This is a genomic window from Halogeometricum pallidum JCM 14848, from assembly GCF_000337095.1.
In the GTDB taxonomy this organism is placed as follows: Archaea; Halobacteriota; Halobacteria; order Halobacteriales; family Haloferacaceae; genus Halogeometricum; species Halogeometricum pallidum.
In genome coordinates this window covers 17,095-40,644 of record NZ_AOIV01000003.1, presented here as the reverse complement: position 1 = coordinate 40,644, position 23,550 = coordinate 17,095, and the positions used below count along the sequence as shown (strand labels likewise).

The 23,550-nt window shown below is 68.2% G+C and carries 26 protein-coding genes, 1 tRNA gene and 1 pseudogene; 14 read left to right on the top strand and 14 right to left on the bottom strand.

The window, feature by feature from the left end:
• Positions 1-89: 89 nt before the first annotated feature.
• Positions 90-650, bottom strand: coding sequence for a DUF420 domain-containing protein (locus tag C474_RS00770; RefSeq protein WP_008383003.1), 561 nt, complete (start codon positions 648-650; stop codon positions 90-92).
• A gap of 133 nt (positions 651-783) precedes the next feature.
• Between C474_RS00770 and C474_RS00765 the strand changes: the two genes are divergently transcribed.
• The 4 genes from C474_RS00765 to C474_RS00750 all read left to right on the top strand — a co-directional run bounded on the left by C474_RS00765 (position 784) and on the right by C474_RS00750 (position 4,194).
• A tRNA-Leu gene (locus C474_RS00765) sits at positions 784-868 on the top strand.
• A gap of 174 nt (positions 869-1,042) precedes the next feature.
• Complete coding sequence (locus C474_RS00760; protein WP_008383001.1) at positions 1,043-1,567, top strand: helix-turn-helix domain-containing protein; 525 nt, start codon at positions 1,043-1,045, stop codon at positions 1,565-1,567.
• Positions 1,568-1,623: 56 nt separating this feature from the next.
• Positions 1,624-2,826 carry an alanyl-tRNA editing protein gene (locus C474_RS00755; RefSeq protein ID WP_008383000.1) on the top strand — a complete coding sequence of 401 codons (1,203 nt, stop codon included), beginning with the start codon at positions 1,624-1,626 and terminating at the stop codon, positions 2,824-2,826.
• Between the two features lie 222 nt (positions 2,827-3,048).
• Entirely contained in the window at positions 3,049-4,194 is a 1,146-nt protein-coding gene (locus tag C474_RS00750; protein WP_008382998.1) for an acyl-CoA dehydrogenase family protein, read from the top strand.
• A 299-nt stretch (positions 4,195-4,493) separates the two neighbouring features.
• On the opposite strand, the pseudogene cysE reads toward C474_RS00750, so the two are convergent.
• Positions 4,494-5,021 (bottom strand): annotated as a pseudogene (gene cysE, locus C474_RS23465) (serine O-acetyltransferase); the annotation flags it as partial.
• A gap of 325 nt (positions 5,022-5,346) precedes the next feature.
• On the opposite strand from cysE, the gene C474_RS00735 reads away from it, so the two are divergent.
• The 4 genes from C474_RS00735 to C474_RS00720 all read left to right on the top strand — a co-directional run bounded on the left by C474_RS00735 (position 5,347) and on the right by C474_RS00720 (position 7,285).
• Entirely contained in the window at positions 5,347-5,913 is a 567-nt protein-coding gene (locus tag C474_RS00735) for an HAD family hydrolase (protein ID WP_008382993.1), read from the top strand.
• Positions 5,914-6,011: 98 nt separating this feature from the next.
• Positions 6,012-6,404: a hypothetical protein gene (locus C474_RS00730; protein ID WP_049916631.1), complete on the top strand. Its 393-nt coding sequence runs from the start codon at positions 6,012-6,014 to the stop codon at positions 6,402-6,404.
• Positions 6,405-6,558: 154 nt separating this feature from the next.
• Positions 6,559-6,786, top strand: coding sequence for a DUF7835 family putative zinc beta-ribbon protein (locus C474_RS00725; RefSeq protein ID WP_008382989.1), 228 nt, complete (start codon positions 6,559-6,561; stop codon positions 6,784-6,786).
• Between the two features lie 139 nt (positions 6,787-6,925).
• The gene (locus tag C474_RS00720) at positions 6,926-7,285 is read left to right on the top strand and encodes a hypothetical protein (protein ID WP_193363637.1); all 360 of its coding nucleotides are present in this window, start codon (positions 6,926-6,928) and stop codon (positions 7,283-7,285) included.
• Between the two features lie 21 nt (positions 7,286-7,306).
• Here C474_RS00720 and C474_RS00715 read toward each other — a convergent pair whose 3' ends face one another.
• From C474_RS00715 to C474_RS00705, 3 genes are all read right to left on the bottom strand, one after another.
• Positions 7,307-8,776: an RtcB family protein gene (locus tag C474_RS00715; RefSeq protein ID WP_008382985.1), complete on the bottom strand. Its 1,470-nt coding sequence runs from the start codon at positions 8,774-8,776 to the stop codon at positions 7,307-7,309.
• Between the two features lie 84 nt (positions 8,777-8,860).
• Positions 8,861-9,967 carry a DoxX family membrane protein gene (locus tag C474_RS00710; RefSeq protein WP_008382983.1) on the bottom strand — a complete coding sequence of 369 codons (1,107 nt, stop codon included), beginning with the start codon at positions 9,965-9,967 and terminating at the stop codon, positions 8,861-8,863.
• A gap of 112 nt (positions 9,968-10,079) precedes the next feature.
• On the bottom strand, positions 10,080-10,493 hold the full coding sequence (locus C474_RS00705; protein ID WP_008382980.1) for an archease: 414 nt from the start codon (positions 10,491-10,493) through the stop codon (positions 10,080-10,082).
• A gap of 143 nt (positions 10,494-10,636) precedes the next feature.
• Here C474_RS00705 and C474_RS00700 point away from each other — a divergent pair, with 143 nt between their 5' ends.
• On the top strand, positions 10,637-11,113 hold the full coding sequence (locus C474_RS00700; RefSeq protein WP_008382978.1) for a GNAT family N-acetyltransferase: 477 nt from the start codon (positions 10,637-10,639) through the stop codon (positions 11,111-11,113).
• Position 11,114: 1 nt separating this feature from the next.
• On the opposite strand, the gene C474_RS00695 is transcribed toward C474_RS00700, so the two are convergent.
• A complete protein-coding gene (locus C474_RS00695; RefSeq protein ID WP_008382976.1) occupies positions 11,115-11,402 on the bottom strand; it encodes a GYD domain-containing protein in 288 nt (95 codons plus the stop codon).
• Positions 11,403-11,504: 102 nt separating this feature from the next.
• Here C474_RS00695 and C474_RS00690 point away from each other — a divergent pair, with 102 nt between their 5' ends.
• Together C474_RS00690 and C474_RS00685 are read left to right on the top strand one after the other, a co-directional pair.
• The gene (locus tag C474_RS00690; protein WP_008382974.1) at positions 11,505-12,473 is read left to right on the top strand and encodes a sugar phosphate isomerase/epimerase family protein; all 969 of its coding nucleotides are present in this window, start codon (positions 11,505-11,507) and stop codon (positions 12,471-12,473) included.
• 74 nt (positions 12,474-12,547) lie between these two features.
• A complete protein-coding gene (locus C474_RS00685; protein WP_008382972.1) occupies positions 12,548-13,657 on the top strand; it encodes a Gfo/Idh/MocA family protein in 1,110 nt (369 codons plus the stop codon).
• 28 nt (positions 13,658-13,685) lie between these two features.
• Here the strand turns inward: C474_RS00685 and C474_RS00680 are convergent, their stop codons facing one another.
• From C474_RS00680 to C474_RS21145, 4 genes are all read right to left on the bottom strand, one after another.
• Positions 13,686-14,072, bottom strand: a complete 387-nt coding sequence (locus C474_RS00680; protein WP_008382969.1) for a hypothetical protein — start codon at positions 14,070-14,072, stop codon at positions 13,686-13,688.
• Between the two features lie 63 nt (positions 14,073-14,135).
• Positions 14,136-14,990 carry a translation initiation factor eIF-2B gene (locus tag C474_RS00675; protein ID WP_008382967.1) on the bottom strand — a complete coding sequence of 285 codons (855 nt, stop codon included), beginning with the start codon at positions 14,988-14,990 and terminating at the stop codon, positions 14,136-14,138.
• 82 nt (positions 14,991-15,072) lie between these two features.
• Entirely contained in the window at positions 15,073-15,348 is a 276-nt protein-coding gene (locus C474_RS00670; protein ID WP_008382965.1) for a DUF5822 domain-containing protein, read from the bottom strand.
• A gap of 92 nt (positions 15,349-15,440) precedes the next feature.
• On the bottom strand, positions 15,441-15,824 hold the full coding sequence (locus tag C474_RS21145) for a hypothetical protein (RefSeq protein ID WP_239640356.1): 384 nt from the start codon (positions 15,822-15,824) through the stop codon (positions 15,441-15,443).
• 90 nt (positions 15,825-15,914) lie between these two features.
• On the opposite strand from C474_RS21145, the gene panB reads away from it, so the two are divergent.
• A complete protein-coding gene (panB, locus tag C474_RS00665; protein WP_008382961.1) occupies positions 15,915-16,724 on the top strand; it encodes a 3-methyl-2-oxobutanoate hydroxymethyltransferase in 810 nt (269 codons plus the stop codon).
• Between the two features lie 339 nt (positions 16,725-17,063).
• On the opposite strand, the gene C474_RS00660 is transcribed toward panB, so the two are convergent.
• A complete protein-coding gene (locus C474_RS00660) occupies positions 17,064-17,843 on the bottom strand; it encodes an alpha/beta fold hydrolase (protein WP_008382959.1) in 780 nt (259 codons plus the stop codon).
• A 165-nt stretch (positions 17,844-18,008) separates the two neighbouring features.
• Between C474_RS00660 and C474_RS00655 the strand changes: the two genes are divergently transcribed.
• Both C474_RS00655 and C474_RS00650 read left to right on the top strand, forming a co-directional pair.
• Positions 18,009-18,257 carry an Hsp20/alpha crystallin family protein gene (locus C474_RS00655; protein WP_008382958.1) on the top strand — a complete coding sequence of 83 codons (249 nt, stop codon included), beginning with the start codon at positions 18,009-18,011 and terminating at the stop codon, positions 18,255-18,257.
• A complete protein-coding gene (locus C474_RS00650) occupies positions 18,254-20,518 on the top strand; it encodes a CDC48 family AAA ATPase (RefSeq protein ID WP_008382956.1) in 2,265 nt (754 codons plus the stop codon). Before C474_RS00655 ends, C474_RS00650 begins: the two co-directional genes overlap by 4 nt.
• Positions 20,519-20,770: 252 nt before the next feature.
• Here the strand turns inward: C474_RS00650 and bcp are convergent, their stop codons facing one another.
• From bcp to priS, 3 genes are all read right to left on the bottom strand, one after another.
• Entirely contained in the window at positions 20,771-21,238 is a 468-nt protein-coding gene (bcp, locus tag C474_RS00645; protein ID WP_008382954.1) for a thioredoxin-dependent thiol peroxidase, read from the bottom strand.
• Between the two features lie 62 nt (positions 21,239-21,300).
• Positions 21,301-22,347 (bottom strand): DNA replication complex subunit Gins51, encoded by a 1,047-nt coding sequence (locus tag C474_RS00640; RefSeq protein ID WP_008382952.1) that lies wholly within the window; start codon positions 22,345-22,347, stop codon positions 21,301-21,303.
• On the bottom strand, positions 22,347-23,501 hold the full coding sequence (gene priS / locus C474_RS00635; RefSeq protein ID WP_008382950.1) for a DNA primase small subunit PriS: 1,155 nt from the start codon (positions 23,499-23,501) through the stop codon (positions 22,347-22,349). Before priS ends, C474_RS00640 begins: the two co-directional genes overlap by 1 nt.
• Positions 23,502-23,550: the final 49 nt, after the last annotated feature.

Genomic DNA, 23,550 nt, shown 5'->3' with positions numbered 1-23,550 from the left:
GCGTCCGACCTCCGGTCGCTTCCGTCTGCAGTCCATTCTTCCGACCCGACGCGCCGCCCCGCCAGTCGCCGGTCGTGTCGGTTCGTCGATCAGTAAACCACGTACAGCATCGCGTACACCACGTCTCCGAGGGCGAACGAGACGAGCCACAGCGACGCCGCGATTCGGCCCACCGTCCGGTGGCGCGTCTGGTATATCTCGCTGACGGGCCGCGTGACGGCGAGGAGGACGGCGTAGTTGACCAAGGGGATGCAGACGATGGCCAGGAGGATGTGGACGGCCAGCGTCGGGAGGTAGACGAACCGGTACACCGCGGCCGGACCGGGGAACTCGGCGGTCCCCGCGAGGGCGATGCGGTAGAGATAGCAGACGAGGAAGGCGGCGAACAGCGCCAGCGTCGTGAGCATCAGCGTCCGGTGCCGGCTCACGTCGCCGCGGCGGATGGCTCGCACGCCGAGGAGGATGGTCCCGATGGCCGTCGTGCTGAGCACCGCGTTCAGGTGGGGGATGGCGGCCAGCGTGCGTTCGGAGGCCGGGGGGAGCGACGACTCGGGGACGTAGCCGAGCACGGTCCCGAATACGAGCGCTAACGAGACGGCGCTCAACGCCGCCGTCGCCGCGGGGACGTGATTTCGAGCGCGGAGTTCCATACCCGAACGGGGAGCCTCGGCGGGCAAAACCGTACCGACCGCGTGACGACTGCGAACGCCCGACACGTGGACGCCGAAAGGAAACTCATTTAAATTACCCCGAACAACGAAGGAGTGCAACACGACACAGCGAGCGTGGGTAGCCAAGCCAGGCCAACGGCGCAGCGTTGAGGGCGCTGTCTCGTAGGAGTCCGCCGGTTCAAATCCGGTCCCACGCATCGCACGGGAGGTTCTAACGAGCCTCCACAACGATGCAGGTGATTCCCTTCCGGGACATCACCCACGCACAATCCTTCCGACGCTAACTCTCCAGAAACGTCTCTCGGTCCGCCGCGATAGCATCCGACCCAGCCGTCCGCCATTTTAAAAGGGTAGAGCGGGTACGTGGGTGTATGCCGAAGTACTCCACCGGAGGCGGGGGAGGCGGGAACGACGGCGATAGCTGCGAACTCTGCGGTCGTTCGACGTCGAAACTCCGCCGCGCCAACGTCGCCGGTGCCGACCTGCTGGTCTGTTCGGACTGCGCGCCGCACGACGACTCTCAGCACCGGGGCGGCGGGTCGTCCGGCGGGTCCTCCTCCTCTTCGTCCTCGGACGGGAAGCCGAACCGGAAGAAACGCGCCGCCCAGCGACAGGCGAAGATGTACGACCAGGCGCAGGGCGACTCGAAGCACTGGGAGAAGGGGACGAACTACGAGAAAGACCGACTCCCCTACCTCGTCTCGGACTACGGCGACGTGGTGGCGGACGCCCGGCAGGAGGCCGGCCTGAGCGTCGAGGAACTCGCGGCGGAACTCGACGCCGAGGAGTCCGACATCGACGCCGTCGAACAGGGGCGGGCCACCCGCGCGGACGTCGGCGGGTCGCTGATCCGCGCCCTCGAAGAGCGACTGGGCGTGACGCTCGTCGACGAGTAGTCCCTCGATTGACGCGACGACACCACTTTTGTCGGCCGGCGGCGCATCCGTAACCAATGCTGACGCGTGCTCCCGCAGAGCCGACGATTCGCGAGTTCGAAGCCGAGGTGACGGGCGTCGACGGCCGCGAGGTGACGCTCGATCGGACGTACTTCTACGCCGAGAGCGGCGGCCAACCGGCCGACAGAGGGACGCTCGGCGGGGTCACCGTCGACGACGTGCAGACGGGCGCTGACGCCGTGGTCCACACGCTCGAATCGACCCCCGAGTTCACCGAGGGCGACCGGGTGACCGGCGTCGTCGACGACGACTTCCGGACGTACTGCATGCGCGCCCACACCGCGAGTCACGTCCTCTACGGCGCCGGCCGGCAGGTGCTCTCGGACCTCGGCTACGGCGGGTTCGACATCTCCCCCGAGAAGGTGCGCGTCGACTTCGCCACCGCCACCGACATCGACGACGAGACGTTAGTCGAACTCGAACGCCTCGTCAACCGCGCGGTGTGGGACTCCCGCGGCGTCTCGTGGGAGGAGGTGCCGACCGAGGAGGCCCTCGACAGGGAGGACGTGGCGTTCAACACGAAGACCGAAGAGGGCGTGATGGACGACGCCGACACGATTCGCATCGTCACCGTCGACGGCTGGGACGTGGCCGCCTGCGGCGGCACGCACGTCGCGAACACCGCCGATATAGGGCAGGTCACCGTCCTCGGACGCTCGAATCCCGGGGAGGGACTCACCCGAGTGGAGTTCGCCGTCGGCGCGGCGGGCATCGACCGGCGCGCGGCGATCCACCGCGCGGCCCTCGACGCCGCCCGCGAACTCGAAACCGGCGTCGAGGACGTCGGCGAGGCGGCGAAGTCGCTCCGCGCGGACAGAGACGAGTTGGAGGGGAAGGTCCGCGACCTCGAATCGGAACTGCTCGGGGGCCGAATCGCGGGGTTCGAGACGGTCACGAAGGAGGAGGCGACGTGGCGCGTCGGGGTCCTCGACGGCTTCGACGCCAACCGCGCGGGCGAGGCGGCGAAGTCGGCCGCGGGCGAGGGCGACGGCGCGGACGTGGTCGCCGTCGTCGGCGCCGGCGAGAGTCCGTACGTCGTCGTCGCCGCCGGCGATGAGAGCGGCGTCCACGCCGGCGACGTGGTCGACGAGGTGACCGACGAGTTCGGCGGCGGCGGGGGCGGTGGCCCGCCGTTCGCGCAGGGCGGCGGCCTCGACGCCGACCCGGTGGACGTGACGACGTTCCTGAGAGAGGTCTGACCGACGCCGCGGACAGACGACTCAGCGGGCGGTCACGTCCAGAGCGGACAGAGGAGACACCAGAGTTCGGAGGCGTAAGCGGCGGTCCGGAGGAGGACGGTTGCGAGCACGGTCCGGGATTTGATGTCAGACGTCTAATTTGTTTCGGCGCTTACGGTGGGCACCTCCGTCCCGCCGCAGCGATTCGCTCACCTTTTTCCATCATAGACCGAAGCGGGAGATATGACTATCGCAGACGTCGACTCGGCGCTCACCGACGAGCAGCGAGCGATTCGAGACGTGGTTCGGGAATTCGCGGTCGAGGAGATTCGGCCGACGGCGCGGGAGGCCGACGAGACGGAGGAGTTCCCCGAGGAAGTGTGGGACGGCCTCGCGGACCTCGATCTGACCGGACTGACCGTCCCCGAGGAGTACGGCGGGTTCGACGCCGACCGGGCGACGTACGCCCTCGTCAACGAGGAGGTGGCCTACGGTCAACTCGCGGTGGCGACGGCGCTGTCGGTCCACTGTCTCGCAACCTCCTGCATCGCCGAGTTCGGGAGCGAGGAACAGCGAGAGACGTGGCTGCCGGAGATGGTCGACGGCCGTCCCGTCGGGATGTTCGCGCTGTCGGAACCCGACGCCGGGTCGAACCCCGCGGAGATGTCCACCGTCGCGCGACGAGAGGGCGACGAGTACGTGATAAACGGGAAGAAGCAGTGGATAACGAACGGCGAACGGGGGGAGGTGTGCGTCCTCTTCGCCAAGACCGACCGCGACGACTCCGGGTCCGTCACGCAGTTTCTCGTGCCCAAAGACGCGGGTATCGAGGTGGGCAAAAAAGAGCACAAACTCGGCCTCCGCGCGTCGGACACGACGGCGCTGCTGTTCGACGACGTGCGAATCCCCGCGGAGAACCGACTTACCGAGGAGGGACAGGGGCTCTCGGCGGCGTTCCACATCCTCACCGGCGGGCGCGTCGGCATCGCCGCGCAGGCCGTCGGCCTCGCGCAGTCGGCGTTCGACGAGGCGAAGGAGTACGCGGGCGACCGCGAGCAGTTCGGTGGCCCCATCTCGGACATCCAGACCGTCCGCCACAAGTTCTCCGAGATGGCGACGCAGGTGCACGCCGCGCGCCTGATGGTCCGCGAGGCGGCCAGACAGGACGACGCGGGCGAGGACCCGCGCACCGCGGCCGCGATGGCGAAGTACTTCGCCAGCGAGGCGGCCGTCGACGTGACGAACGAGGCGGTCCAGATTCACGGCGGCTACGGCTACACGACGGATTTCGACGTCGAGCGGATGTACCGCGACTCGAAGATAACGACCATCTACGAGGGCACCAGCGAGATACAGAAGAACATCATCGCGCGCGGCGTCCTCGACTGAAGGCCTCGCTTTCCGACCGCGGCCGGTCGTCGCGGGGCGCGTCGTGGACGACGCCGCTCAGCCACTCAGCAGGGACGTCGGGAGTGGGTGGCGTCCGCGCCGGACCCCTCCCCCTCGCCGCAGTCGGCCTCGCGAGCCGCGTCGTCGTCCGGATTCGGTTCCGTGCCACCGTCCGCGTGTCCCTCGCTCACCGCCTCGTCGGCGCATTCGCCGTTCTCCAGCGGTCCGTCGGTCGATGAGCCTCGCTCGTCCGCGGCGTCCGAGCTCGCTCCGTCCGCCTCGTTGGGTTCGTCCGCCTCGTCGACGCGCCGCGCGGGGTTGCCGACCATCGTCGCCCCCGGCGGCACGTCCTTGCTGACGACTGCGCTGGCGCCGATGGACGCCCCCGCGCCGACGGTGATGGCGCCGACGAGCGTCGCGCCCGCGCCGAGGACGACGTCCGACTCGACGGTCGGATGTCGCTTCCCCGCGTGCGGTTGGTTCGCGCCGAGCGTCACGCCGTGGTAGAAGTGCACGTCGTCGCCGACGTCAGCCGTCTCGCCGACGACGACGCCCGCGCCGTGGTCGATGGTGACGCGGCGACCGAGTTCCGCGCCGGGGTGTATCTCGACGGCCGTGAGCAGGCGGGCCGAGTGCGACAGGAGGCGGGCGGCGAAGCGACGGTCCCGCCGCCAGAGGGCGTGTGCGACCCGGTGGGTCCACACCGCCGTCATGCCGGGGTAAAAGAGGAGCACGTCGAGCGTCCCGCCCGCGGCGGGGTCGCGTTCCTGAATCGCCGCCACGTCCTCCCGGACGCGGCCGACGGCGTCGCGGAGGCGGCCGAGCAGTCGACGCCCACGTCCGCGTTCATCTTCGCGTCCGCGCGGTCGCTCGCTCCCGCGTTCGCTACGCCGAGACATGGTTCCCCGCTCGTCGGTCGGCCGCGGGACGGCGTCCCGCGTCGGTCGGCGCCGCCCAGTTCGTCGGTCGGGTCCGGGAAGTCGAACTCGCCGGGCGGCGTCCGCCTCGGCAACAACGCGGCCGCTGAGCGTCGAGACGGTCGGACGCGGTCCGTTCGTGGTGACCGGCGAGTTCGGTCATACCCCATATCGGGGTCCCACACTGAAAAGTCCGACCGAAGCGGTCTTTCGCGCGGGGGCCGACACTCCGGGCGTGCCGAACGAAGACGGACCGCGCGGGCTCTCGACGGAGTACGACGCGGTCGTGTGGGACCTCGACGGAACGCTCGTCCACCTCGACGTGGACTGGAACGCCGTCGCCGCGGAGGCCGATGAGACGTTCCGCGCGGCGGGCATCGACGCCGGCGGGATGGACCTGTGGGCGATGCTCGACCTGGCGGACGAACACGGGATGCGGGACGACGTGGAGGCTGTCGTCGCCAGTCACGAACGCGAGGGGGCGCGGCGTTCGACACGACTCGCGTCCGCCGACGAGGTGGGCTCGTTCGCGTCGGAGGGCGTCTGTTCGCTCAACTGCGAGGACGCCTGTCGTCTCGCCCTCGACACCCACGACCTCACGGCGGGCGTCGACGCCGTCGTCGGCCGCGACACCGTGGCGACGCGGAAACCCGACCCCGAACCCCTCCTGGAGACGCTCCGCCGGATGGAGGTGGACCCCGCGGACGCCGTGTTCGTCGGCGACTCGCGGCGCGACGAGGTGACCGCCGAGCGGGCGAACGTCGCGTTCCGCTACGCCGACGGCGGACCGTCGGACGTCTGACCGCCGAACGCCGCCCGATGAGGACGGTGCCGGGAGACGGACGACCGCCGACCGCCGCCGACGCGGGCGTTAAGTCGGTCACGCACCAACTCCCGACGATGAGCTATCCGGTCAGCTACTACTGCCCGCACTGCGGCGCCGTCGTCGAACTCGAACGCGACGGCTACCTCGCCGATAAGTCGGTCACGCCGTATCCGCTCGTCGGGTGGGAGTACGTCGACCCGGCGGAGGCGTTCGAGAACACCGTCGAGGAAGCCTCGGCGGGCAGTCGGACGCTGTCCGACGACGCGGACGGCGTCCACTTCGTCTGCGGCGAGAGCGGGCCCGACGGCCTGCGCTGGACGGGAGAGGTGAGCGAGGCGAACGACGTCGACGAACCGGCGCTGTCGTCGCCCTGCGGCCGCGAGTTCTACCTCTCGTTCGTCCGCTTCGAGGACGGCCGGGAGGTCGAGCCAGTTCCCGAGTCCGAGTACGTCGACATCGGCCCGTAACGCCGCCGCCGCGCCTCGTTTCGACGGACCGAACGGTCGCGGGCCCGAATCGGAGTGACCGACCTCCTCACGAGTGAGTTTTCTTGGATAAATTACATTCGCCCGAATCCTCGGGAAGTGATATGTAGTCGAAAGCAAAAAATCTGAGTAACCCATGATAGGACAACAGGACCGGGGGGTCCCCGAAGTCGCGGAGACGGTGGTGAGGGCGTGTTCTCGCTGCGGCGGAGAGCGCGAACACAAGGTGACGGTGTCGATACGGAGAACGGAGAGTCGAGGGGACGTTCGAGGTTGGGACGGAAACGACGCGTTCGACCGCGGTTCCTACAAGGTTCTCAAGTGCCTCTCCTGCGGTCAGTCGGTCAAAGAATCGGACGCCTGACCGAGTCCGGACTGCGGAGCGACGGCGTCTCGGTTCCTCGCGTCCGCTCCGATTTTAGACCGGTCTCGCGGGCGCGAGGAGCGAACACCGCTCACGGGGAGTATATTTTCTCGGCGCGCGTCTGAGAGCGGCGATGACGATTACACCCATCCAATTCCTGCTCGGTGACGCGGCGTTCTTCCTCCCGTTCGCCGTGTTCGCCCTCGGCGCCCTCGGACTCGTCTTCTACCTCTCCCGCCTCGAACACGAAAAGGAGATGGCGCTCATCGAAGCGGGCGAGTACCAACAGCTCAGAAACGATAGCCGCGCGTGGATTCTCGGCGGCGGCCTCCTCGTCGGCGCCCTCGGCCTCGCCGACGTGACGACGACGCTCCTCGCGGGCGGCGTCCCGCAGGAGGGCGTCGCCGCCGCGTTCGTCGGTCTCGCGGCCCTCGCGTACTACTTCTACAAGCGCCGCGAGGACCGCGTCGACGCCCCGGAGAGCGCGACTCGCGCGTAAGTCGTGTTCCCGCGACCGACCTCAGCCTTTGATGTTACACACCGGGAACGTCCGGGCCACCTTGTCGCCGATGCCGAGTTCGTCGGAGACGCGGACCACCTCGTCCACGTCTTTGTAGACGCCCGGCGCCTCCTCGGCGACGGTGGCGCCCGACTGCGCCTTCACGTATATCTTCTGCTGGTCGCGGAGTTCGTCCCGCACCGTCTCGCCCCAGTACTCCTGTTTCGCCTGCGTCCGACTCATCGTCCGGCCCGCACCGTGCGCCGTCGACCCGAACGTGAGGTCCAAGGAACGCTCGCCGCCGCGGAGGACGTAGCTCCCGGCGCCCATGCTGCCCGGGATGATGACCGGTTGTCCCACGTCGCGGTACGTCGACGGGAGTTCCGGTCGCCCGGCGGGAAACGCCCGCGTCGCCCCCTTCCGGTGAACGTACAGTTCCCGTTCCTCGCCGTCAACGTCGTGGACCTCCTTCTTGGCGATGTTGTGCGCCACGTCGTACAGCAGGTCCATCTCCATCGCCTCCCAGTCGCGGCCGAACACCCGCTCGAACACCCGGCGCGTCCGGTGCATGATGAGTTGGCGATTCACCCACGCGAAGTTGATGGCGGCGCACATCGCGCCGTAGTACTCCTCGGCCAACCGCGACCCGGCGGGCGCGGCGGCCAGTTCCTTGTCCGGGAGCGAATCCAGCAGGTCGCCGTGCTCCTTTTCGATTCGCCTGAGATAGTCCGAACAGACCTGGTGACCCAACCCCCGCGACCCGCAGTGGATGAGCACGACTATCTGGTCCGCCTCGAGGCCGAACTCGGCCGCCACGTCGTCGCGGTAGACGTCCGTCACGCGCTGGACTTCGAGGAAGTGGTTGCCCGACCCGAGACTGCCGAGTTGGTTCTTCCCCCTGTCCTTGGCCTTCTGCGAGACGGCGTCCGGGTCGGCGTCGGGTCGGCGGCCCTCGTCCTCGCAGTGCGCCAAGTCCGCTTCGACGGCGTGGCCGTGTTCCAGCGCCCAGTCCACCCCCCGGGACAACACCCCTTCGACGGCGTCCACGTCGCCCTGCACGATGCCGCCGCCGCCGAGGCCCGAGGGGACGTTGGCGAACAGGGCGTCGACGAGTTCCTCCTCTTTGCCCTCCAACTCCTCGTACGTGAGGTTCGTCTTCATCATTCTCACGCCACAATTTATATCATATCCGACACTTCCGGGGGAGATACACCCCTCCTCGGCGTCCGTCGCGCCGACGCCGCCGACGGGGAAGCCGTACCCCTGGTGTCCGTCGGGCATGCAGATGGCGTGCTTCGTCATCCCCGGCAGGTGCGTGGCGTTCCGGAGCTGTTCGAGCGTCTTGTCCTGTCGAATCTGCTCGAGCAGTTGCTCGCTGGCGAGGACGCGCGCGGGGACCCGCATCTCCCCCTCGCGCGGCATCTCCCAGACGTGCTCGCGGACGCGTTCGAGGCGGATATCGCCGAACTGCTTCACGTCGTCGTCGGTCATACCCGTGGATTCGACGGGGCGGGTGAATAGGATTCCGTCCGCGGGCGGCGCCGTCGGCTCTCCGCCTCCCGACGTTCGCGTCCGTCAGTCGGCCGTCGCCGCGGCGTCGCGGCCGTCGCGTTCGGCGTCCTCCCCGTCGCGGAGGGACGCGTCGACCGAAAGCGGACCGGCGCCGGTGACGAGGAGCGCCGAGACGAGGCCGAACAGCGAGATGTGCGCCAACACCGGGTCGTCCGGCAGGCCGAACAGCGTCGTCGTGAACAGGAGGAACGACACGGCGGCGGCCGCGCGGGTGAACGCGCCCGCGAGGAGGGCGAGGCCGACGAGCGCCTCCGTGAGACCAGCGCCGACGACCCAGAGTTCGGGCGCGACGGGGACGACGGCGGTGAGGTGGTACTTGGCGACGACGGCCAGCGCCTCGCCGGGGTTCAGGAGCTTCTGGACGACGCCGAGGTAGACGAACGAGATTCCGAGGCCGACGCGGAGGACGACGGGGACGAGCGAGCCGTACCCTCGGGTGCGGCGGACGAACGGCACCGCGACGGCGCGATAGAAGGGGTCGACGCGCGAGTACGCCGTGTCCGCGGCGGCGAGGCGCGAGACGAGGTGGTCGGCGCTCGGCCGCCCGCCGCCGAGGAGGACGATGGCGAGGAAGCCGGGGACGTACTCGACGGCGAGAAACAGCGCGGGTTCGAAGGCCAACCCGACGAGGTAGGCGAGGAGGCCGGCGGCGGCGACGAGTCGCGTCCCGAACCCGAACAGGAGGAGGAAGCCGACGCCGATGCCGAACAGGCGGGTGAACGTCGGCGCGGCGGTGTGGACGACGGGGCTGAAGAAGTAGCCCGCGAAGCCCGCACCGACCAGCGGGAGGCCGACGCTCAGGCGGAGCAGCCACGGCAACAGGTCGTCGTAGCCGGCCATCGTCTCCCGGAACACCGTCACGTCGCGGCGGGCGGGTCGGACCCGCAGATAGAGGACGACAGCGGCGAGGACGGCGACGCCGCCGGCGCCGAGGACGGCGAGCGCGAACGGGTCCGACAGCGCCGAGACGAGGAACTCGACGGCGTCGCCCGCGCCGCTCTCCGTCGTGACGTACTTCACGTGCGCGCTCGCTCGTCCCGCGGTGGCGAGAAGCACCAGAACGACCGACGCGAGCGAACCGATTCTGGCCCCGACCCGTCCCTGATTCATGTCCGAACGTTCGCCTCGACGAGTATATCCCCATCGGATGATTCCCCGAAGGGGAGAATACGACCGGTTCGTCACGGTCGATACCGTTCGGACTCGGAGTTCGACGGGCGAACTACACGTCGAAGACGACGTACGCCTCCCAGCCGTCGGCCGTCTCCGCGACGCGCATCTCCGAGTACGTCACCGCCTTCACCTCGCGCGCGTCCACGTCCCCGAGGGGGACGCCGCGCGCGGACCCCGAGAGCGCCCACTCCGTCCCTTCGTCTCTCACCTCGGCCTCGTTGTCGACAGGGAGGACGGCCCGCACGTCGCGTTCGTAGACCAGTTGGTCGAGGTAATCGAACAGGAGGGCCTCGACGCCCTCGGCGCGCACCTCGACGGGAAACCGCTCCCCGCCCGCGTCCGGAATCTCCTCGCATCCGGCCGCGGCGAGGCCGTCGGCGACGGCGGCGAACAGGCCCGACAGCGACGGTGCGGACGCGGCGACGGCCACGTCGGCGGTGTGGTCGCGGAGTTCGAAGCTCATGCTCCCGTTCCTCGTCCCCGTCACCCTCTCGCTTTCGGTCGGCGGGCGGGCGTCGTCCGGACCGCGGGGTCGTCGGGCGTCACGGCACCGACAGCGTTTGGTTCGACGGAGGAGTTATATTCGAGACCATTCTATCGGGTGGCGTGAGCGTCAACGTGGAGAAACGGGTGGATCAACCGGGGTCCGCGGAACACGCCGAACAGGCGTGGGAGCTGAAAGAGCGCATCCGGCGGTCCGAGGGCGTGCTGAAGCAGCGACGCGGCTTCTTCATCGACGCCTATCGCCGGGCGACGACGCATCTGTACTTCGAGGACGAGACGCTCATCGGTTTCGCCTCGACGCGCCGCGACGGCTACATCCTCTTTCTCGCCATCGCGCCCGAGGCGCGCGGGCAGGGCTACGGCGAGCGACTGGTCGCCGAAGTCGCCCACGACCACCGGTCGGTCTCCTGTCACGCCCGGACGACGAACGAGGGCGCGTTGGCGTTCTACGAGAACATCGGGTTCGAGGTCAAACGGGAGATAACGAGCTACTACGAGGACGGCGGCGACGCCTACTACCTCCGTCTCGGCGAGAAGGCGAGCATCCGCGAGAAGTTCTCCGACCTGTTCCGACGGTAGTCTACACGTCGTCGACGATTTCGCCGAGACGGTCGACCGGCAGCGCCTGATACGTCTCGGTGTCGAGGCCGTGGCGTTCGATGAGTTGCGTCACACGGAACGCCTCGTCGTCGTCGTCGACGCGGAAGCGAACGTCGAAGTCGTAGGGGCCGAGGACGGCGTGCGTGTCGAGAATCTCGCCGCCGGCCTGCTGGACGTCTTCGCGGATCGAGCCCCAGATGGACACGAACTCCTGCGGGTTCTGGTACTCCATCCCGTCGACGTCGACGTGCGCAATATACGTCGGCATAATTCCCACTCCGGGCCCAGGGAACAAAAGGCTGTGCGTGCCGCCGGCGCCTCACTCTCCCCATCCTCAACCTTTAATCGAACGCCCCATGTTGGTCAGCGTATGTACATCGGCGTACTCACGGTTCCGCTCGGCGGCGAATCGCTCCCGGACGCGCTCTCGTACCTCGACGACATCGGCGTCGACGGCGTCGAACTCGGAGTCGGGGGCTTCCCCGGCGACGACCACCTCGACCGGCGCGCGGCCCTCGACGACGAGGGGAAGCGAGAGGAACTCCTCGACCTCGCGGACGAACACGACATGCAGATAAGCGCGCTGGCGACGCACAACAACCCGCTGCACCCCGACGAGGAGGAGGCCGACGAGGCCGACACGGAACTGCGCGAGGCCATCGAACTCGCGGACGCCTTGGATGTGAACACCGTCACCTGCTTCTCCGGCCTCCCCGCCGGCGGCCCGAACGACGAGGTGCCGAACTGGATTACGGCGCCGTGGCCGACCGAGCACGCCGACGCCCGCGACTACCAGTGGGAGGTCGCCGTCGACTACTGGTCGGACCTCGCGGAGTTCGCCGACGACCACGGCGTCGACGTCGCCATCGAGATGCACCCGAACATGCTCGTCTACGAGCCGTCGGGCATGATGCAACTGCGCGAGGCGACGAACGAGCGCATCGGCGCGAACTTCGACCCCTCGCACCTCTACTGGCAGGATATCGATATCTGCCACGCCATCCGCTTCCTCGGCGAGAAGGACGCCATCCACCACTTCCACGCGAAGGACACGAAGGTGTACTCGTGGAACTCGCGGCTGAAGGGCGTCCTCGACACCACCGACTACACCGACGAGTCGAACCGCTCGTGGCTGTTCCGCTCCATCGGCTACGGCCACGGCGAGAGCCACTGGAAGGACGTGGTGTCGACGCTCCGCATGGTCGGTTACGAGGGCGCGTTGTCCATCGAACACGAGGACTCGCTGACCTCCTCGAACGAGGGACTGGAGAAGGCCGTCGACATCCTCGACCGTGCCGTGTTCGACACGCAACCGGGCGAGGCGTACTGGGCGGAGTGAGGTTCCCGCGGGAGACGCTCCCGGGGAACTCGACAGATATGAAACGCTAAGCCGCCACCGCGTGAAGCGGGGGCATGGCGCTCGACATCGGAATCCTCGGCTACCGTTTCATGGGCAAAGCCCACTCGAACGCATTGGCGCGACTGCCGATGTTCTTCCCGGACGCCCCGGAGATAAATCGGCACACCCTCGTCGGCCGCGACGAGGAGGCCCTCGCCGAGGCGGCCGACGAACTCGGCTTCGAGCACACCTCGACCGAGTGGGCGGACGTGATAGACGAGGTGGACGCCTTCTACAACCTCGGTCCCAACCACGTCCACGCCGAACCCTCCATCGCCGCCCTCGAAGCCGGCACGCCCGTCTTCTGCGAGAAACCGCTCGCGCCCACCCTCGACACCGCCGAGGAGATGCGCGACGCCGCCGCGGACGCGGACGTTCCCGCGGGCAACGCGTTCAACTACCGCTTCGTCCCCGCCATCCAGTACGCGAAGGGGCTCATCGACGACGGCGAACTCGGCGATATTCGACAGGTTCGCGGGAGCTACCTGCAGGATTGGCTCGTCGACCCCGAGGCGCCGTGGTCGTGGCGCAACTCGAAGGAACTGGCCGGAAGCGGCGCGCTGGGCGATTTGGGCGCGCACACGGTCGACCTCGCGCGGTTCCTCGCCGGCGACGCCGCGGGCGAGATAGCGCGCGTCTCCGGGCACCTGAAGACGTTCGTCGACGAACGACCCGTCGAGGGCGAAGAGGAGACGCGGGAGGTCACCGTCGACGACGCCTACACGGCGCAGGCGGAGTACGAGAACGGCGCGACGGGCACCTTCGAGGCGTCCCGCGTCGCCGACGGGCACAAGAACGACCACACGATTCAGATCCACGGCACGGACGGCAGCCTGAAGTTCTCCTTGGAACGGCTGAACGAGTTGGAGTACAAGCGCGCTGACGGGCGGGGCTACGAGACGATTCTGGTGACGGACGGGTCGGACCCCTACGTCGAACACTGGTGGCCGCCGGGGCACGTCCTCGGCTGGGAGCACACGTTCGTCCACGAGAACTACGAGTTCCTCTCGGCCGTGCGCGACGGCGAGGAGTTCCGCCCCTCCTTCGAGGACGGCTACGAGGTCCAGCGAATCCTCAACGCCGTCGAACGCTCCGACGAGAGCGGTCAGTGGGTCGAACCCTGAACCGGGGGTAGCGAGCGTCGGCGACCGCTCAGCGGGCCTCGTCGGCCGCCGCCGCGGACCACTCCTTCGCCCACCGCGAGAGTTGCGGTTCCGGCAGCGCCGTCGAGTCGCCGTCCAGGAAGACGCCGACGGTGACCCCGGCCGACACCGGAATCATGAACGCGACGAGTTCCTCGAAGTAGTGCACCGACCCCCGGTGCCCGCCCGGTGCGCTGGGAAGCGTCTCGTGCCGCCGGATGGACTCCTGTCCGATGTAGAACCGCCGGAGGAGGTGCGCGTGCTCGCGCGCCGTCGCGGGGTCCACGTCCGACCGGAGATAATGCGGGTGCACCTCCGCGTCCGCGTACTCCACGCAGCACCGCAGGTCCCCGCGGAGTTCCGCTCGGAGGCGCTCGACCAACGCTGCGATAGACATACGCTCTCGACGCCGCCCCGGAGAAATAACCCTCGGTCCCGCCTATCACTCCCGAGAACGCGATCAGACCTCGAAGTGAAGGACGCCGTCGTCGGTGATGACCTGGTCGACGAGCGTCATCGGCGTGGCGTCGTAGGCGGGATTCTCGACGTACACGTTCTCGACGGGTTCCAGCGACACCTCCGCCGGGGAGCGAATCTCGTTCTCGAAGACGAAGCCGCTCTCGACCACCTTCGCGCCCGACCCGACGACGGTGACGGGAACGTCGAGTTCGTTGGCGGTGGCGGCGATGGGAAACGTGCCGACGCGGTTGTACAGGGTGTCGCCGACGATGCAGTCCATCCCGACGACGACCCGGTCGCACTCTTCGAGGAAGATGCCCGCCGCGCCGTCGACCAACAGGTGCGGTTCCACCCGGTCGATGTCCGCGAGCGTCCGCGCCGACTTCCGACCGAGGTAGCGCGGGCGGGCCTCCGTCACGTAGGCGGTGAGGTGCGTCCCGGCCGACGCGGCGCCCTTGACGGCGTCAAGCACCGTCGAGGAGTAGTCGTGCGTGAGGAACGTCTCGCCGTCAGCGAACGTGTCGGCGGCGTGGGCGGCGGCGCGCGATTTCCCCTGTTCCACGTCGTCGACGACGCGTTCGATGCTCTCCTCGGTCAGCGTCTTCGCCTCCTCGACCGACGACCCCTCCCCCTTCACCTGGTCGAGTATCTCCTGCATCGCGTTGTACAGCGACGCGTGTGAGGGATTCGCACGCTTTAGCGCGCCGACGTTGCGTTCGAGGTCGCGTTCGTACTCCTCGACCGTCGCGTGGTCGCGGTCGAGGAGGTCCATCAGCGCGCGCGCGGCCTTGATGGCGACGACCGAGGAACTGTGCGTCTGCATCTCCCTGATTTCCTCTATCGTGTCGTCTATCATACCCGCAGGTCACGGAGTCGGACCAAAGACCTTCCGGGCGCGTCGTCGCCCGCCGGCGATTAGTGGCGTCGCGCGGGTCGACTCAGTCGTCCGTATCGACCGCCGCCTCGGGTGGGGTGCCGCCGTCCCCGGCGTCCGTCCGCTTCGCGTAGAGGAAGACGGCGACGGCGGTGATAATCCAGATGACCGCGCCGACCCGGACGGCGAAGGAGACGCGCGCGGCCCACGTCGGGAGGTCGTAGGCGACGGAGAGGGCGGCGACGGTGGGCGACCCCGTGAGGATAGTGACGACGAACGTCGTCTGCATCACCCACCCGTAGTCGACTCCTTCGGGGTTCGTCCGTTCGACGCGTGACACGGTGTATCCGTGCGGGGCGAGCGAGTAATGCGTGCCGGTTTCCGCGCCTCAGCAGTCGTCGGACTTCGAGGTCGGTTCGCGCAGAATCTCTATCATCCGGAGCGTCGACCCGTCGGCGCGCGTGACGACGACGAAGTAGCGCTGACCCGCCTCGCAGATTGGTCGCAGGGCCGCGTCGCTGCCCCCGCCGTCGACGTGAACGTACAGTAGCGTCTGCACGTCATCACTCGTTCGACCGCACGACAGCGCGCGGTCGGCTGAGTAGACAGTTGCAGACGCTTACTATAGCCGCCGGGCGAGATACTCGACTCGCCCGTCCGGACTGCCTCCCAGACGATTTCGTTGCCGGCGTCGTCGCGGACGAACACCTCGGAACCGTCGGCGACGCTCCCCGCCTCGTGGGAGACGACGACCATCAGCGTCCCGCCGAGGACGGGGGAGACGCCGCGGTCCGTCGTCCGCGCGAGCGGGGACATGACGTTTCTGTCACTCTAAGGATACATAACCGTCCTGCAGAAGGAACCGACAGCGGGACGCTTAACACGCGAAGCGGAGTCCCATAGAGCATGACGACGGTACGCGACGTGCGCGAGATGGCGGGTTCGACGCCGATCACGATGCTGACCGCCTACGACGCGACGACCGCCCGAGTGGCGAACGACGCGGGTATCGACGTGCTCCTCGTCGGCGACAGCGTCGGCAACACCGACCTCGGCTACGACTCGACGCTCCCGGTCACCGTCGACGAGATAGCGTCGCGGACGGGGGCCGTCGCGCGCGGCGCGGCGGACGCCCTCGTCGTCGCCGACATGCCATTCCTCTCGTTCGGCGTCGACGACGCCGAGAGCGTCCGGAACTGCGGGCGGATGGTGAAGGAGGCGGGCGCGGACGCGGTGAAGTTGGAGTCCGGTCCCCACACGGTCGAACTCACGGAGCGACTCGTGGAACTCGGCGTCCCCGTGATGGCCCACCTCGGTCTGACTCCCCAACGGATGAAGGAGACCGGCTACGGCCGGCAGGGGACGACGCGAGACGACGCCCACGAAATTCTCGATTTGGCCCGCAGACACGAGGACGCCGGCGCCTTCGCCCTCGTCCTCGAACACGTCCCCGCCAACCTGGCCGCGCAGGTGACCGACGCGCTCTCGATTCCCACCATCGGTATCGGCGCGGGCGGCGACTGCGACGGGCAGGTGCTCGTCGTCGACGACGTGCTCGGACTCTCCGAGCGGTCGCCGCCGTTCTCGAAGCAGTTCGGGGACCTCAGAGGCGAGATGCTCGACGCCGTCTCCGGGTACCGCGAGGCGGTCGAGTCGGGCGAGTTCCCGGCCGAGGAGCACGGCCACACCGCCGACGAACTGGACGAGTTGTACTGACCGGTTCGCGCCGGCGTCGCGACTCGCACCGGAAGCGACAGCGGTCCGAGCGGGGTCCCGACGGACCGTTCACTCGGGGAGGTACGCATGAGAGAAGGTTCGGAAGAAACGGGACGGTCAGGTCGTCTATCAAACGGTAGGAGACGAGAGTCTGACTAACGTTCCACCGAGGCACGGGTGGGTTCCGCCTCCTGTTTGAGTATCATCTCGGACGCGCATGAAATCGTACGTTCACCCACTTAATCAGCAGTGAGGATTTGAGTGACAGACTGGGGACGAAAATCTCCGGTACGCGAGAGATACGAGTGGAGAACATCTATCATCGAAAACGTTCGCACCCTACTCGCCGAGGCGTCGCTCCACGAAGTCCCGAACGGCGACGTTGAACGCCTCGGGTCGTTCCAGCATCGACAGATGGGCGGCGTCCTCGACGACCCCGAGTTCGCAGTCCGGCATCTCCTCGGCGAGATACTCGTGGTACCGCCGCGGCGTGAGTCGGTCGTGTTCGCCGACCAGCGCCAGCGCCGGCGTCGAAATCCGCTCGAGGTCCTCGCGCACGTCGAACGCGTGACAGGTGCGGAAGTCGCGTTCGGTGACGGCGCGACCGACCGACCGCATCGCGTCCCGGGAGAAATCCGTGTACTCGCTGTCCGGGTCGGCGAACAGCAGTTCGGGCTGGTGGAGGAACTCCACGGCGCGCTCGAAGTCCTCGGAGAGCCACCGCAGCAGGTCGTCGAGGACTCGGAGTCTCGCGCCCGTGCCCGCGAGGACGAGGCCGTCGAGGGGGACGTCGCGTTCGAGGGCGGCCGTGAGCGCCACGGCGCCGCCGAGCGAGTTGCCGACCAGCACCGACGCGCCCGTCTCCTCGACGACGGCCGCCACGTCGTCGACGTAGACCGAGAGCGCCTCGTACCCTGGGTCGGCGTTCACGTCCTCGCTCTCGCCGTGCCCGCTCAGGTCGAGAGCGGCGACGGGCGTCTCGTCGGCGAGGCGGAACTGGGACTTCCAGACGGCGTGCGTGCCGCCGCTGCCGTGGACGAACAGGTGCGTCGGTCCGGCCCCGCCGCGGTCGGAGAACCGGTACGCCGTCTCCCGGCCGTGGTGCGTGACGGTGTCCATAGCCACCGTTGACGCCCGCCGTTGATAAAGCCCACACGAGGGCCGACGGCACCGGACGCCTGTGAACCGCAATACAACCGCTCGACCGGTACACGCCTCCCGTCCCCTGGTCAGTCGGGGAAAGGTTTATATTCTAGGACGGATTACCTATGGTTAGGTCCCAACATGAGTACGCAACAGTTCACCGGTGGAGACGAGCAATTCCTCCGCCGCTACGAGTACGAAAACGAGTGGGTCATCGCCGCCGACACGGGCACGTTCGGCGACGATATCAGCGTCGACGTGGTCGGAACGACCGCCATCGTCGTCGCCGAATCGGGCGATAAAGTTACCGAGACGGAATTCGAACTCCCCGGTGAGGACGTAGCGGTCGCTACGAACAACGGCGTACTCACCATCACCGTTCAAAAATGAAACTCATCGTCAAACCACTGAAGCAGAAGGATGCCGGTCGCGGACTCGCGGCCATCGACCGCCAGGCCGCCGAAGAACTCGGCCTCGAGGGCGGCGACTACATCCGTATCGACGGCGACGGCGGCACCACTATCGCGCGCGTGTGGCCGGGCTACCCCGAGGACCGCGGCACGGGCGTCATCCGCATCGACGGCCGACTTCGCCAGCAGGCGAACGTGGGCATCGACGACCGCGTGCAGGTCGAACAAGCGGACGTGAAGCCCGCCAAGACCGTCTCCATCGCGCTCCCGCAGAACCTCCGTATCGGCGGGAACGTCGGGACGTACATCCGCGATAAGCTCTCGGGTCAGCCCGTCACGAAGGGCCAGAGCATCCAGCTTCCGCTCGGGTTCGGCTTCATGACCTCCTCGAACCAGTCGGTCCCGGTGAGGGTCGCCTCCACGCAACCGCAGGGGACGGTCGTCATCACCGACTCCACGGAGGTCCAGATCAGCCAGAAGCCCGCCGAGGAGATTCACGGCTCCGGCGAGGACGGAACCGGCGAGGGTCCCTCGGTCGCCTACGAGGACATCGGCGGTCTCGACCGCGAGCTAGAGCAGGTCCGGGAGATGATCGAACTCCCGATGCGCCATCCGGAACTGTTCAAGCGCCTCGGCATCGAACCGCCGAAGGGCGTGCTCCTGCACGGCCCGCCGGGCACCGGGAAGACGCTCATCGCCAAGGCCGTCGCCAACGAGATAGACGCCAGCTTCCACACCATCTCCGGGCCGGAGATCATGTCGAAGTACTACGGCGAGAGCGAGGAGCAACTCCGCGAGATATTCGAGGAGGCCGAAGAGAGCGCCCCGGCCATCGTCTTCATCGACGAGATAGACTCCATCGCCCCCAAGCGCGGCGAAGCGGGCGGCGACGTGGAGCGACGCGTCGTCGCGCAGTTGCTCAGCCTGATGGACGGGCTGGACGAACGCGGCGAGGTGGTCGTCATCGGCGCGACCAACCGCGTCGACGCCATCGACCCCGCCCTGCGCCGCGGCGGCCGGTTCGACCGCGAAATCGAAATCGGCGTGCCGGACCGCGAGGGCCGCAAGGAGATCCTGCAGGTCCACACCCGCAGCATGCCGACCGCCGAAGACGTCGACCTCGACGAGTACGCCGACATCACGCACGGCTTCGTCGGCGCCGACGTCGAGAGCCTCGCCAAGGAGGCCGCGATGAACGCCGTGCGGCGCATCCGCCCGCAGTTGGACCTCGAATCGGAGGAGATAGACACCGAGGTGCTCGAATCGCTGGAGGTCCGCGACGACGACTTCAAGGACGCGATGAAGGGCATCGAACCCTCCGCGCTCCGCGAGGTGTTCGTCGAAGTCCCGGACGTGACCTGGGAGGACGTGGGCGGCCTCGAGGCCACCAAAGAGCGCCTCCGCGAGACCATCCAGTGGCCGCTCGAGTACCCCGAGGTGTTCGAGCAGATGGACATGCAGTCCGCCAAGGGCGTGATGCTGTACGGCCCGCCGGGCACGGGGAAGACCCTGCTGGCGAAGGCCGTCGCAAACGAGTCCGAGTCCAACTTCATCTCGGTGAAGGGGCCGGAACTGCTCAACAAGTACGTCGGCGAGTCCGAGAAGGGCGTCCGCGAGGTGTTCAAGAAGGCGCGCGAGAACGCCCCGACGGTGGTGTTCTTCGACGAGATCGACTCCATCGCCACCGAGCGCGGTCGTAACTCCGGCGACTCGGGCGTCTCCGAGCGCGTCGTCTCGCAGCTCCTGACCGAGCTGGACGGCCTCGAATCGCTCGAGGACGTGGTCGTCGTCGCGACCACGAACCGCCCGGACCTCATCGACTCGGCCCTGCTCCGCCCCGGCCGACTCGACAGGCACGTCCACGTGCCGGTGCCCGACGAGGAGGCGCGCCGCGCCATCTTCGGCGTGCACAGCGAGCACAAACCGCTCGCGGACGACGTGGACCTCGACAAACTCGCGCGGAAGACGGACGGCTACGTCGGCGCCGACATCGAAGCGGTCTGCCGCGAGGCGTCGATGGCCGCAAGCCGCGAGTTCATCCGCAGCGTGAGTCGCGAGGAGGTCGAAGACTCCATCGGCAACGTCCGCGTCACGATGGACCACTTCGAGGCGGCCCTCGACGAGGTCGGTCCGAGCGTCACCGAGGAGACGCGCCGCCGCTACGAGGAGATCGAAGAGCGGTTCCAGAAGAGCGACGTGGAACGCGAACCCGAGGCCGAGGTCGGCCGGACGTTCCAGTAAGGGACGCTCGCGCCGCCTCGACTCGACTCCGAACGGGACGTCTTTTTGCGGCGATTCGACCCGCCGACCGACGGCCTTTTAGCGCACCCCACCGCTACGTAGAGATACGTTCTGCTCGGAAGAGACGAAATCCACTAGTTGAGAGTTTATTTTACCGGAAACGAGGTGTGCTCGCCGAGAAAGAGGGGAAACCGATCCGCGTCACCGACCGACTCGTCGGATTCGCGCGCGGGCGGAAATCCGCGTTCGTGCCTACGCGCCCGACTCGTCGAGGTCGGTGAGAATCTGTTCGGCGTGCCCCTCGGGGGAGACGCCCTCGTAGGCGAACGCTATCGTCCCGTCCGGCGCGACGACGTAGGTGTTGCGGAACACGCCGTCGAAGGTGTCGCCGAACATGTTCTTCTCGCCGTAGGAGTCGTACGCCGAAGCGACGGACCCGTCCTCGTCGGAGAGGAGGGGGAAGGGCAGGTCGTGGTCGTCCTCGAACTCCTTGAGGTCCGAAACGGGGTCGTCGCTGACGCCGAGGACGGTCACCCCCCGGTCTTCGAACTCGTCGTAGGCGTCGCGGAACTCGCACGCCTCGGTGGTGCACCCCGGCGTGTTCGCGCGGGGGTAGAAGTAGACGACGACGTACTCGCCCTCGAACCGCGAGAGCGACACCGTCTCGCCGTCCTGATTCTCCAACTCGAAATCCGGCGCTTCGTCGCCGACGCTGAGCATATTTTTCCGTCGGGCGGGAGCGTCAAAACGGCGCCGGTCGCGGCGAGACGGGTCGGGGTCGGTCAGTCGAGGCGTTCGGCCGCCCCGCGTTCGACGAGGGGGCCGGCGTTCGTCGCCGGCAGGGTGACCACGTCCTCGGTGGCGAGGTCGTACTCGCGTTCGTCGACGCCGAGGATCTGTCCCACGTCGCGGGTGATACGGAGGGTGACGCGGTCGGTGTCGTCCGCGTCGTCGGTTTCGGTCTCCGACCCCGCTTCGCCCCCGGTCCCGGGTTCTGCCCCGGCGGTTTCGGTCGTGGGTTCGGTTTCCGCGCCGTCCTCCACGACGGCCGACGCCTCCGTCGCGGGACGGTCGGCCGCCGTCGATTGGGACTCGTCTCGGGCTTTCGAGGCGTCACGCGGTGTCTCGTCCGCGGCGTCCCCGGCCGTCGGGGCGGCGTCCGCGGCGGTTCCCGTCCCGGCCTCGCTCTCGCCGTCCTCACCGCCACCCATCGCGTCCGCGAGCACGTCGCCCGACCCGCCCGCGGGCGCGTCCGGATCCAGGTCCGGCGGGGCCGGCGGCGCGTCGCCGGTCGGGTCCGCGGCCGCCTCCTCGTCCGTCCCGCGGGTCGCGGACGAATCGTCGGCCGGGTCCGCCACGCCGGCGTCCGGACTCGGTCCCTCGTCGGCGGGTCCGACGGGTTCGGAGGGGGCGGAATCCGAGGACTGCGCCGCCCCGGAGCGCTTGCCCGCGAGGACGTCGAGCACGGTTCCGCGGTTCTCCTTGATGCGGTCGACTAGGTCCTCGAACAGGTCTCGTTCCTCGGCGGTGAGACCGTTCGTGTCGGCGCTCATATCCGCCGCGGCGAAGGAGGCGAGTTTGACCACTTTGCCGACGCGGCGTTCGTAGACGGCCTCGACCACGTCCTCGGCGGTCTCTATCTCGTCCGTGAGGCGGCCCACGTCGGGGTCGGAGAACGGGTCGTCGGCCCGGTCGGCCGCGCGCTTTCGTTCGGCCTTCTGCTGGGCGATGTAGTCGGCCACGTCCCCGTAGAACGAGTCTCGGAGGTGCTGGAGGCTGTCCTTCTGTCGCTCCGTCCGTCGGACGCTCCGTAACTCGTCTAAATCCATTATTTCACCTTCTCGGCGCGACCCCGGGCCATGAGAAAGACCCCGAGGCACTCTTCTACGGATTGGTCACCTTCGCTGAGTGTAAAACTATCGCCGTCGAACTCGACCGGGCCCGGGTCCGTCACGCGAATCTCGGTCTCGTTCCCCCGGAACCGGTCGGCGACGGCGTCTTCGAGCGGGTCGAAGTCCGCGATGTCGTCGCGGTCGAGCGGCTTCACCCGCAGCGACGACCCGCCGTGGAGGCTCCCCGGCAGGCGGATGAGCCGCTTCGTGTCCGTCGTCACCGGTTCGTCGATGGGCGCCGTCTCCGCCTCGACGGCCTCGCGCGCCAGGGCGTCCACGAGGATGCGCGTCCCCGGGCCGCCGGCCTCGACGTTGCCCTCGCGGATGGCGTCGAAGTTACTGTGCACCTGCCCGAGGATGGTCTTCGCGCGCCCCTCGCCGATGCCCTGCAGTTCCTGGAGTCGCTCCAGCGCCGACGCCTCGTCCATCTCGCGGAGGTCGGATGCCAGCGTCAGAAGCCTCTCGTGCACCCGCGCACCCCACCCGCCCCGGCGGCGGAGGACGCGTCGGGTCGTCCCCCGGTTCGACTCCGTGCCCACCAGTCCCTCCACGTCGAGGTCGATGGCGCGGACGTAGTCGACTATCTCGCGGCGCGCCTCGCTGTCGAGGCCGCGCACCGACTCGTCGCGCACGTGAACGTGGTACCCGCGGCCGCCGGAGAAGACGACCTGCGTCTCGCGGAAGTCGAAGTCCTCGTCCAGAAACTCGAGGAGTTTCAGCAGGTCCTCCTTGCAGGCGGCGAGCATGTCCGCGTACGACGTCGTCTCGGGGTCGACCCCGGGGAGGTGGTCCGCGTCCAGGTCGAACACGAGGTCGGCCGACCGCCAGTCCTTCTCCTCCATCGTCCCCGCGCCGGGGTCGTCGAACCGCGCCGAGGAGAAGTAGACGTGCCGCGGGGCCGTCCGCGCGAGGAAGTCGCTCACGTCCCCGAGGTCGAGGACGGACTGGTGGCGGACCATCGTCGTCCCGCCGGCGCTCCACGGGATGTACCCCCACTCGCGCCGCTCCGCGGCGGGCGGGAGGGAGACGTCCGCGCGGCGGTAGTAGTCGCCGAACCGCCCCTCCAGGTACTCCCGGGTTCGTGCCTCCATAGCTCTGCGGTGATAACGGAGGCGGGAGTAAAGCCGTTGTGTCTCGGCC

Excerpts from the sequence above, each read along its gene's own strand:
- C474_RS00710 (WP_008382983.1), bottom strand. The coding sequence starts at position 9,967 with ATGAATCAGGGACGGGTCGGGGCCAGAATCGGTTCGCTCGCGTCGGTC.
- C474_RS00690 (WP_008382974.1), top strand. The coding sequence starts at position 11,505 with ATGTACATCGGCGTACTCACGGTTCCGCTCGGCGGCGAATCGCTCCCG.
- C474_RS00695 (WP_008382976.1), bottom strand. The coding sequence starts at position 11,402 with ATGCCGACGTATATTGCGCACGTCGACGTCGACGGGATGGAGTACCAG.
- C474_RS00770 (WP_008383003.1), bottom strand. The coding sequence starts at position 650 with ATGGAACTCCGCGCTCGAAATCACGTCCCCGCGGCGACGGCGGCGTTG.
- C474_RS00705 (WP_008382980.1), bottom strand. The coding sequence starts at position 10,493 with ATGAGCTTCGAACTCCGCGACCACACCGCCGACGTGGCCGTCGCCGCG.
- C474_RS00675 (WP_008382967.1), bottom strand. The coding sequence starts at position 14,990 with ATGATAGACGACACGATAGAGGAAATCAGGGAGATGCAGACGCACAGT.
- C474_RS00730 (WP_049916631.1), top strand. The coding sequence starts at position 6,012 with ATGAGCTATCCGGTCAGCTACTACTGCCCGCACTGCGGCGCCGTCGTC.
- C474_RS21145 (WP_239640356.1), bottom strand. The coding sequence starts at position 15,824 with ATGTCCCCGCTCGCGCGGACGACGGACCGCGGCGTCTCCCCCGTCCTC.
- C474_RS00650 (WP_008382956.1), top strand. The coding sequence starts at position 18,254 with ATGAAACTCATCGTCAAACCACTGAAGCAGAAGGATGCCGGTCGCGGA.
- C474_RS00685 (WP_008382972.1), top strand. The coding sequence starts at position 12,548 with ATGGCGCTCGACATCGGAATCCTCGGCTACCGTTTCATGGGCAAAGCC.
- C474_RS00750 (WP_008382998.1), top strand. The coding sequence starts at position 3,049 with ATGACTATCGCAGACGTCGACTCGGCGCTCACCGACGAGCAGCGAGCG.
- bcp (WP_008382954.1), bottom strand. The coding sequence starts at position 21,238 with ATGCTCAGCGTCGGCGACGAAGCGCCGGATTTCGAGTTGGAGAATCAG.
- priS (WP_008382950.1), bottom strand. The coding sequence starts at position 23,501 with ATGGAGGCACGAACCCGGGAGTACCTGGAGGGGCGGTTCGGCGACTAC.
- panB (WP_008382961.1), top strand. The coding sequence starts at position 15,915 with ATGACGACGGTACGCGACGTGCGCGAGATGGCGGGTTCGACGCCGATC.
- C474_RS00725 (WP_008382989.1), top strand. The coding sequence starts at position 6,559 with ATGATAGGACAACAGGACCGGGGGGTCCCCGAAGTCGCGGAGACGGTG.
- C474_RS00660 (WP_008382959.1), bottom strand. The coding sequence starts at position 17,843 with ATGGACACCGTCACGCACCACGGCCGGGAGACGGCGTACCGGTTCTCC.
- C474_RS00755 (WP_008383000.1), top strand. The coding sequence starts at position 1,624 with ATGCTGACGCGTGCTCCCGCAGAGCCGACGATTCGCGAGTTCGAAGCC.
- C474_RS00715 (WP_008382985.1), bottom strand. The coding sequence starts at position 8,776 with ATGACCGACGACGACGTGAAGCAGTTCGGCGATATCCGCCTCGAACGC.
- C474_RS00760 (WP_008383001.1), top strand. The coding sequence starts at position 1,043 with ATGCCGAAGTACTCCACCGGAGGCGGGGGAGGCGGGAACGACGGCGAT.
- C474_RS00655 (WP_008382958.1), top strand. The coding sequence starts at position 18,009 with ATGAGTACGCAACAGTTCACCGGTGGAGACGAGCAATTCCTCCGCCGC.
- C474_RS00640 (WP_008382952.1), bottom strand. The coding sequence starts at position 22,347 with ATGGATTTAGACGAGTTACGGAGCGTCCGACGGACGGAGCGACAGAAG.
- C474_RS00680 (WP_008382969.1), bottom strand. The coding sequence starts at position 14,072 with ATGTCTATCGCAGCGTTGGTCGAGCGCCTCCGAGCGGAACTCCGCGGG.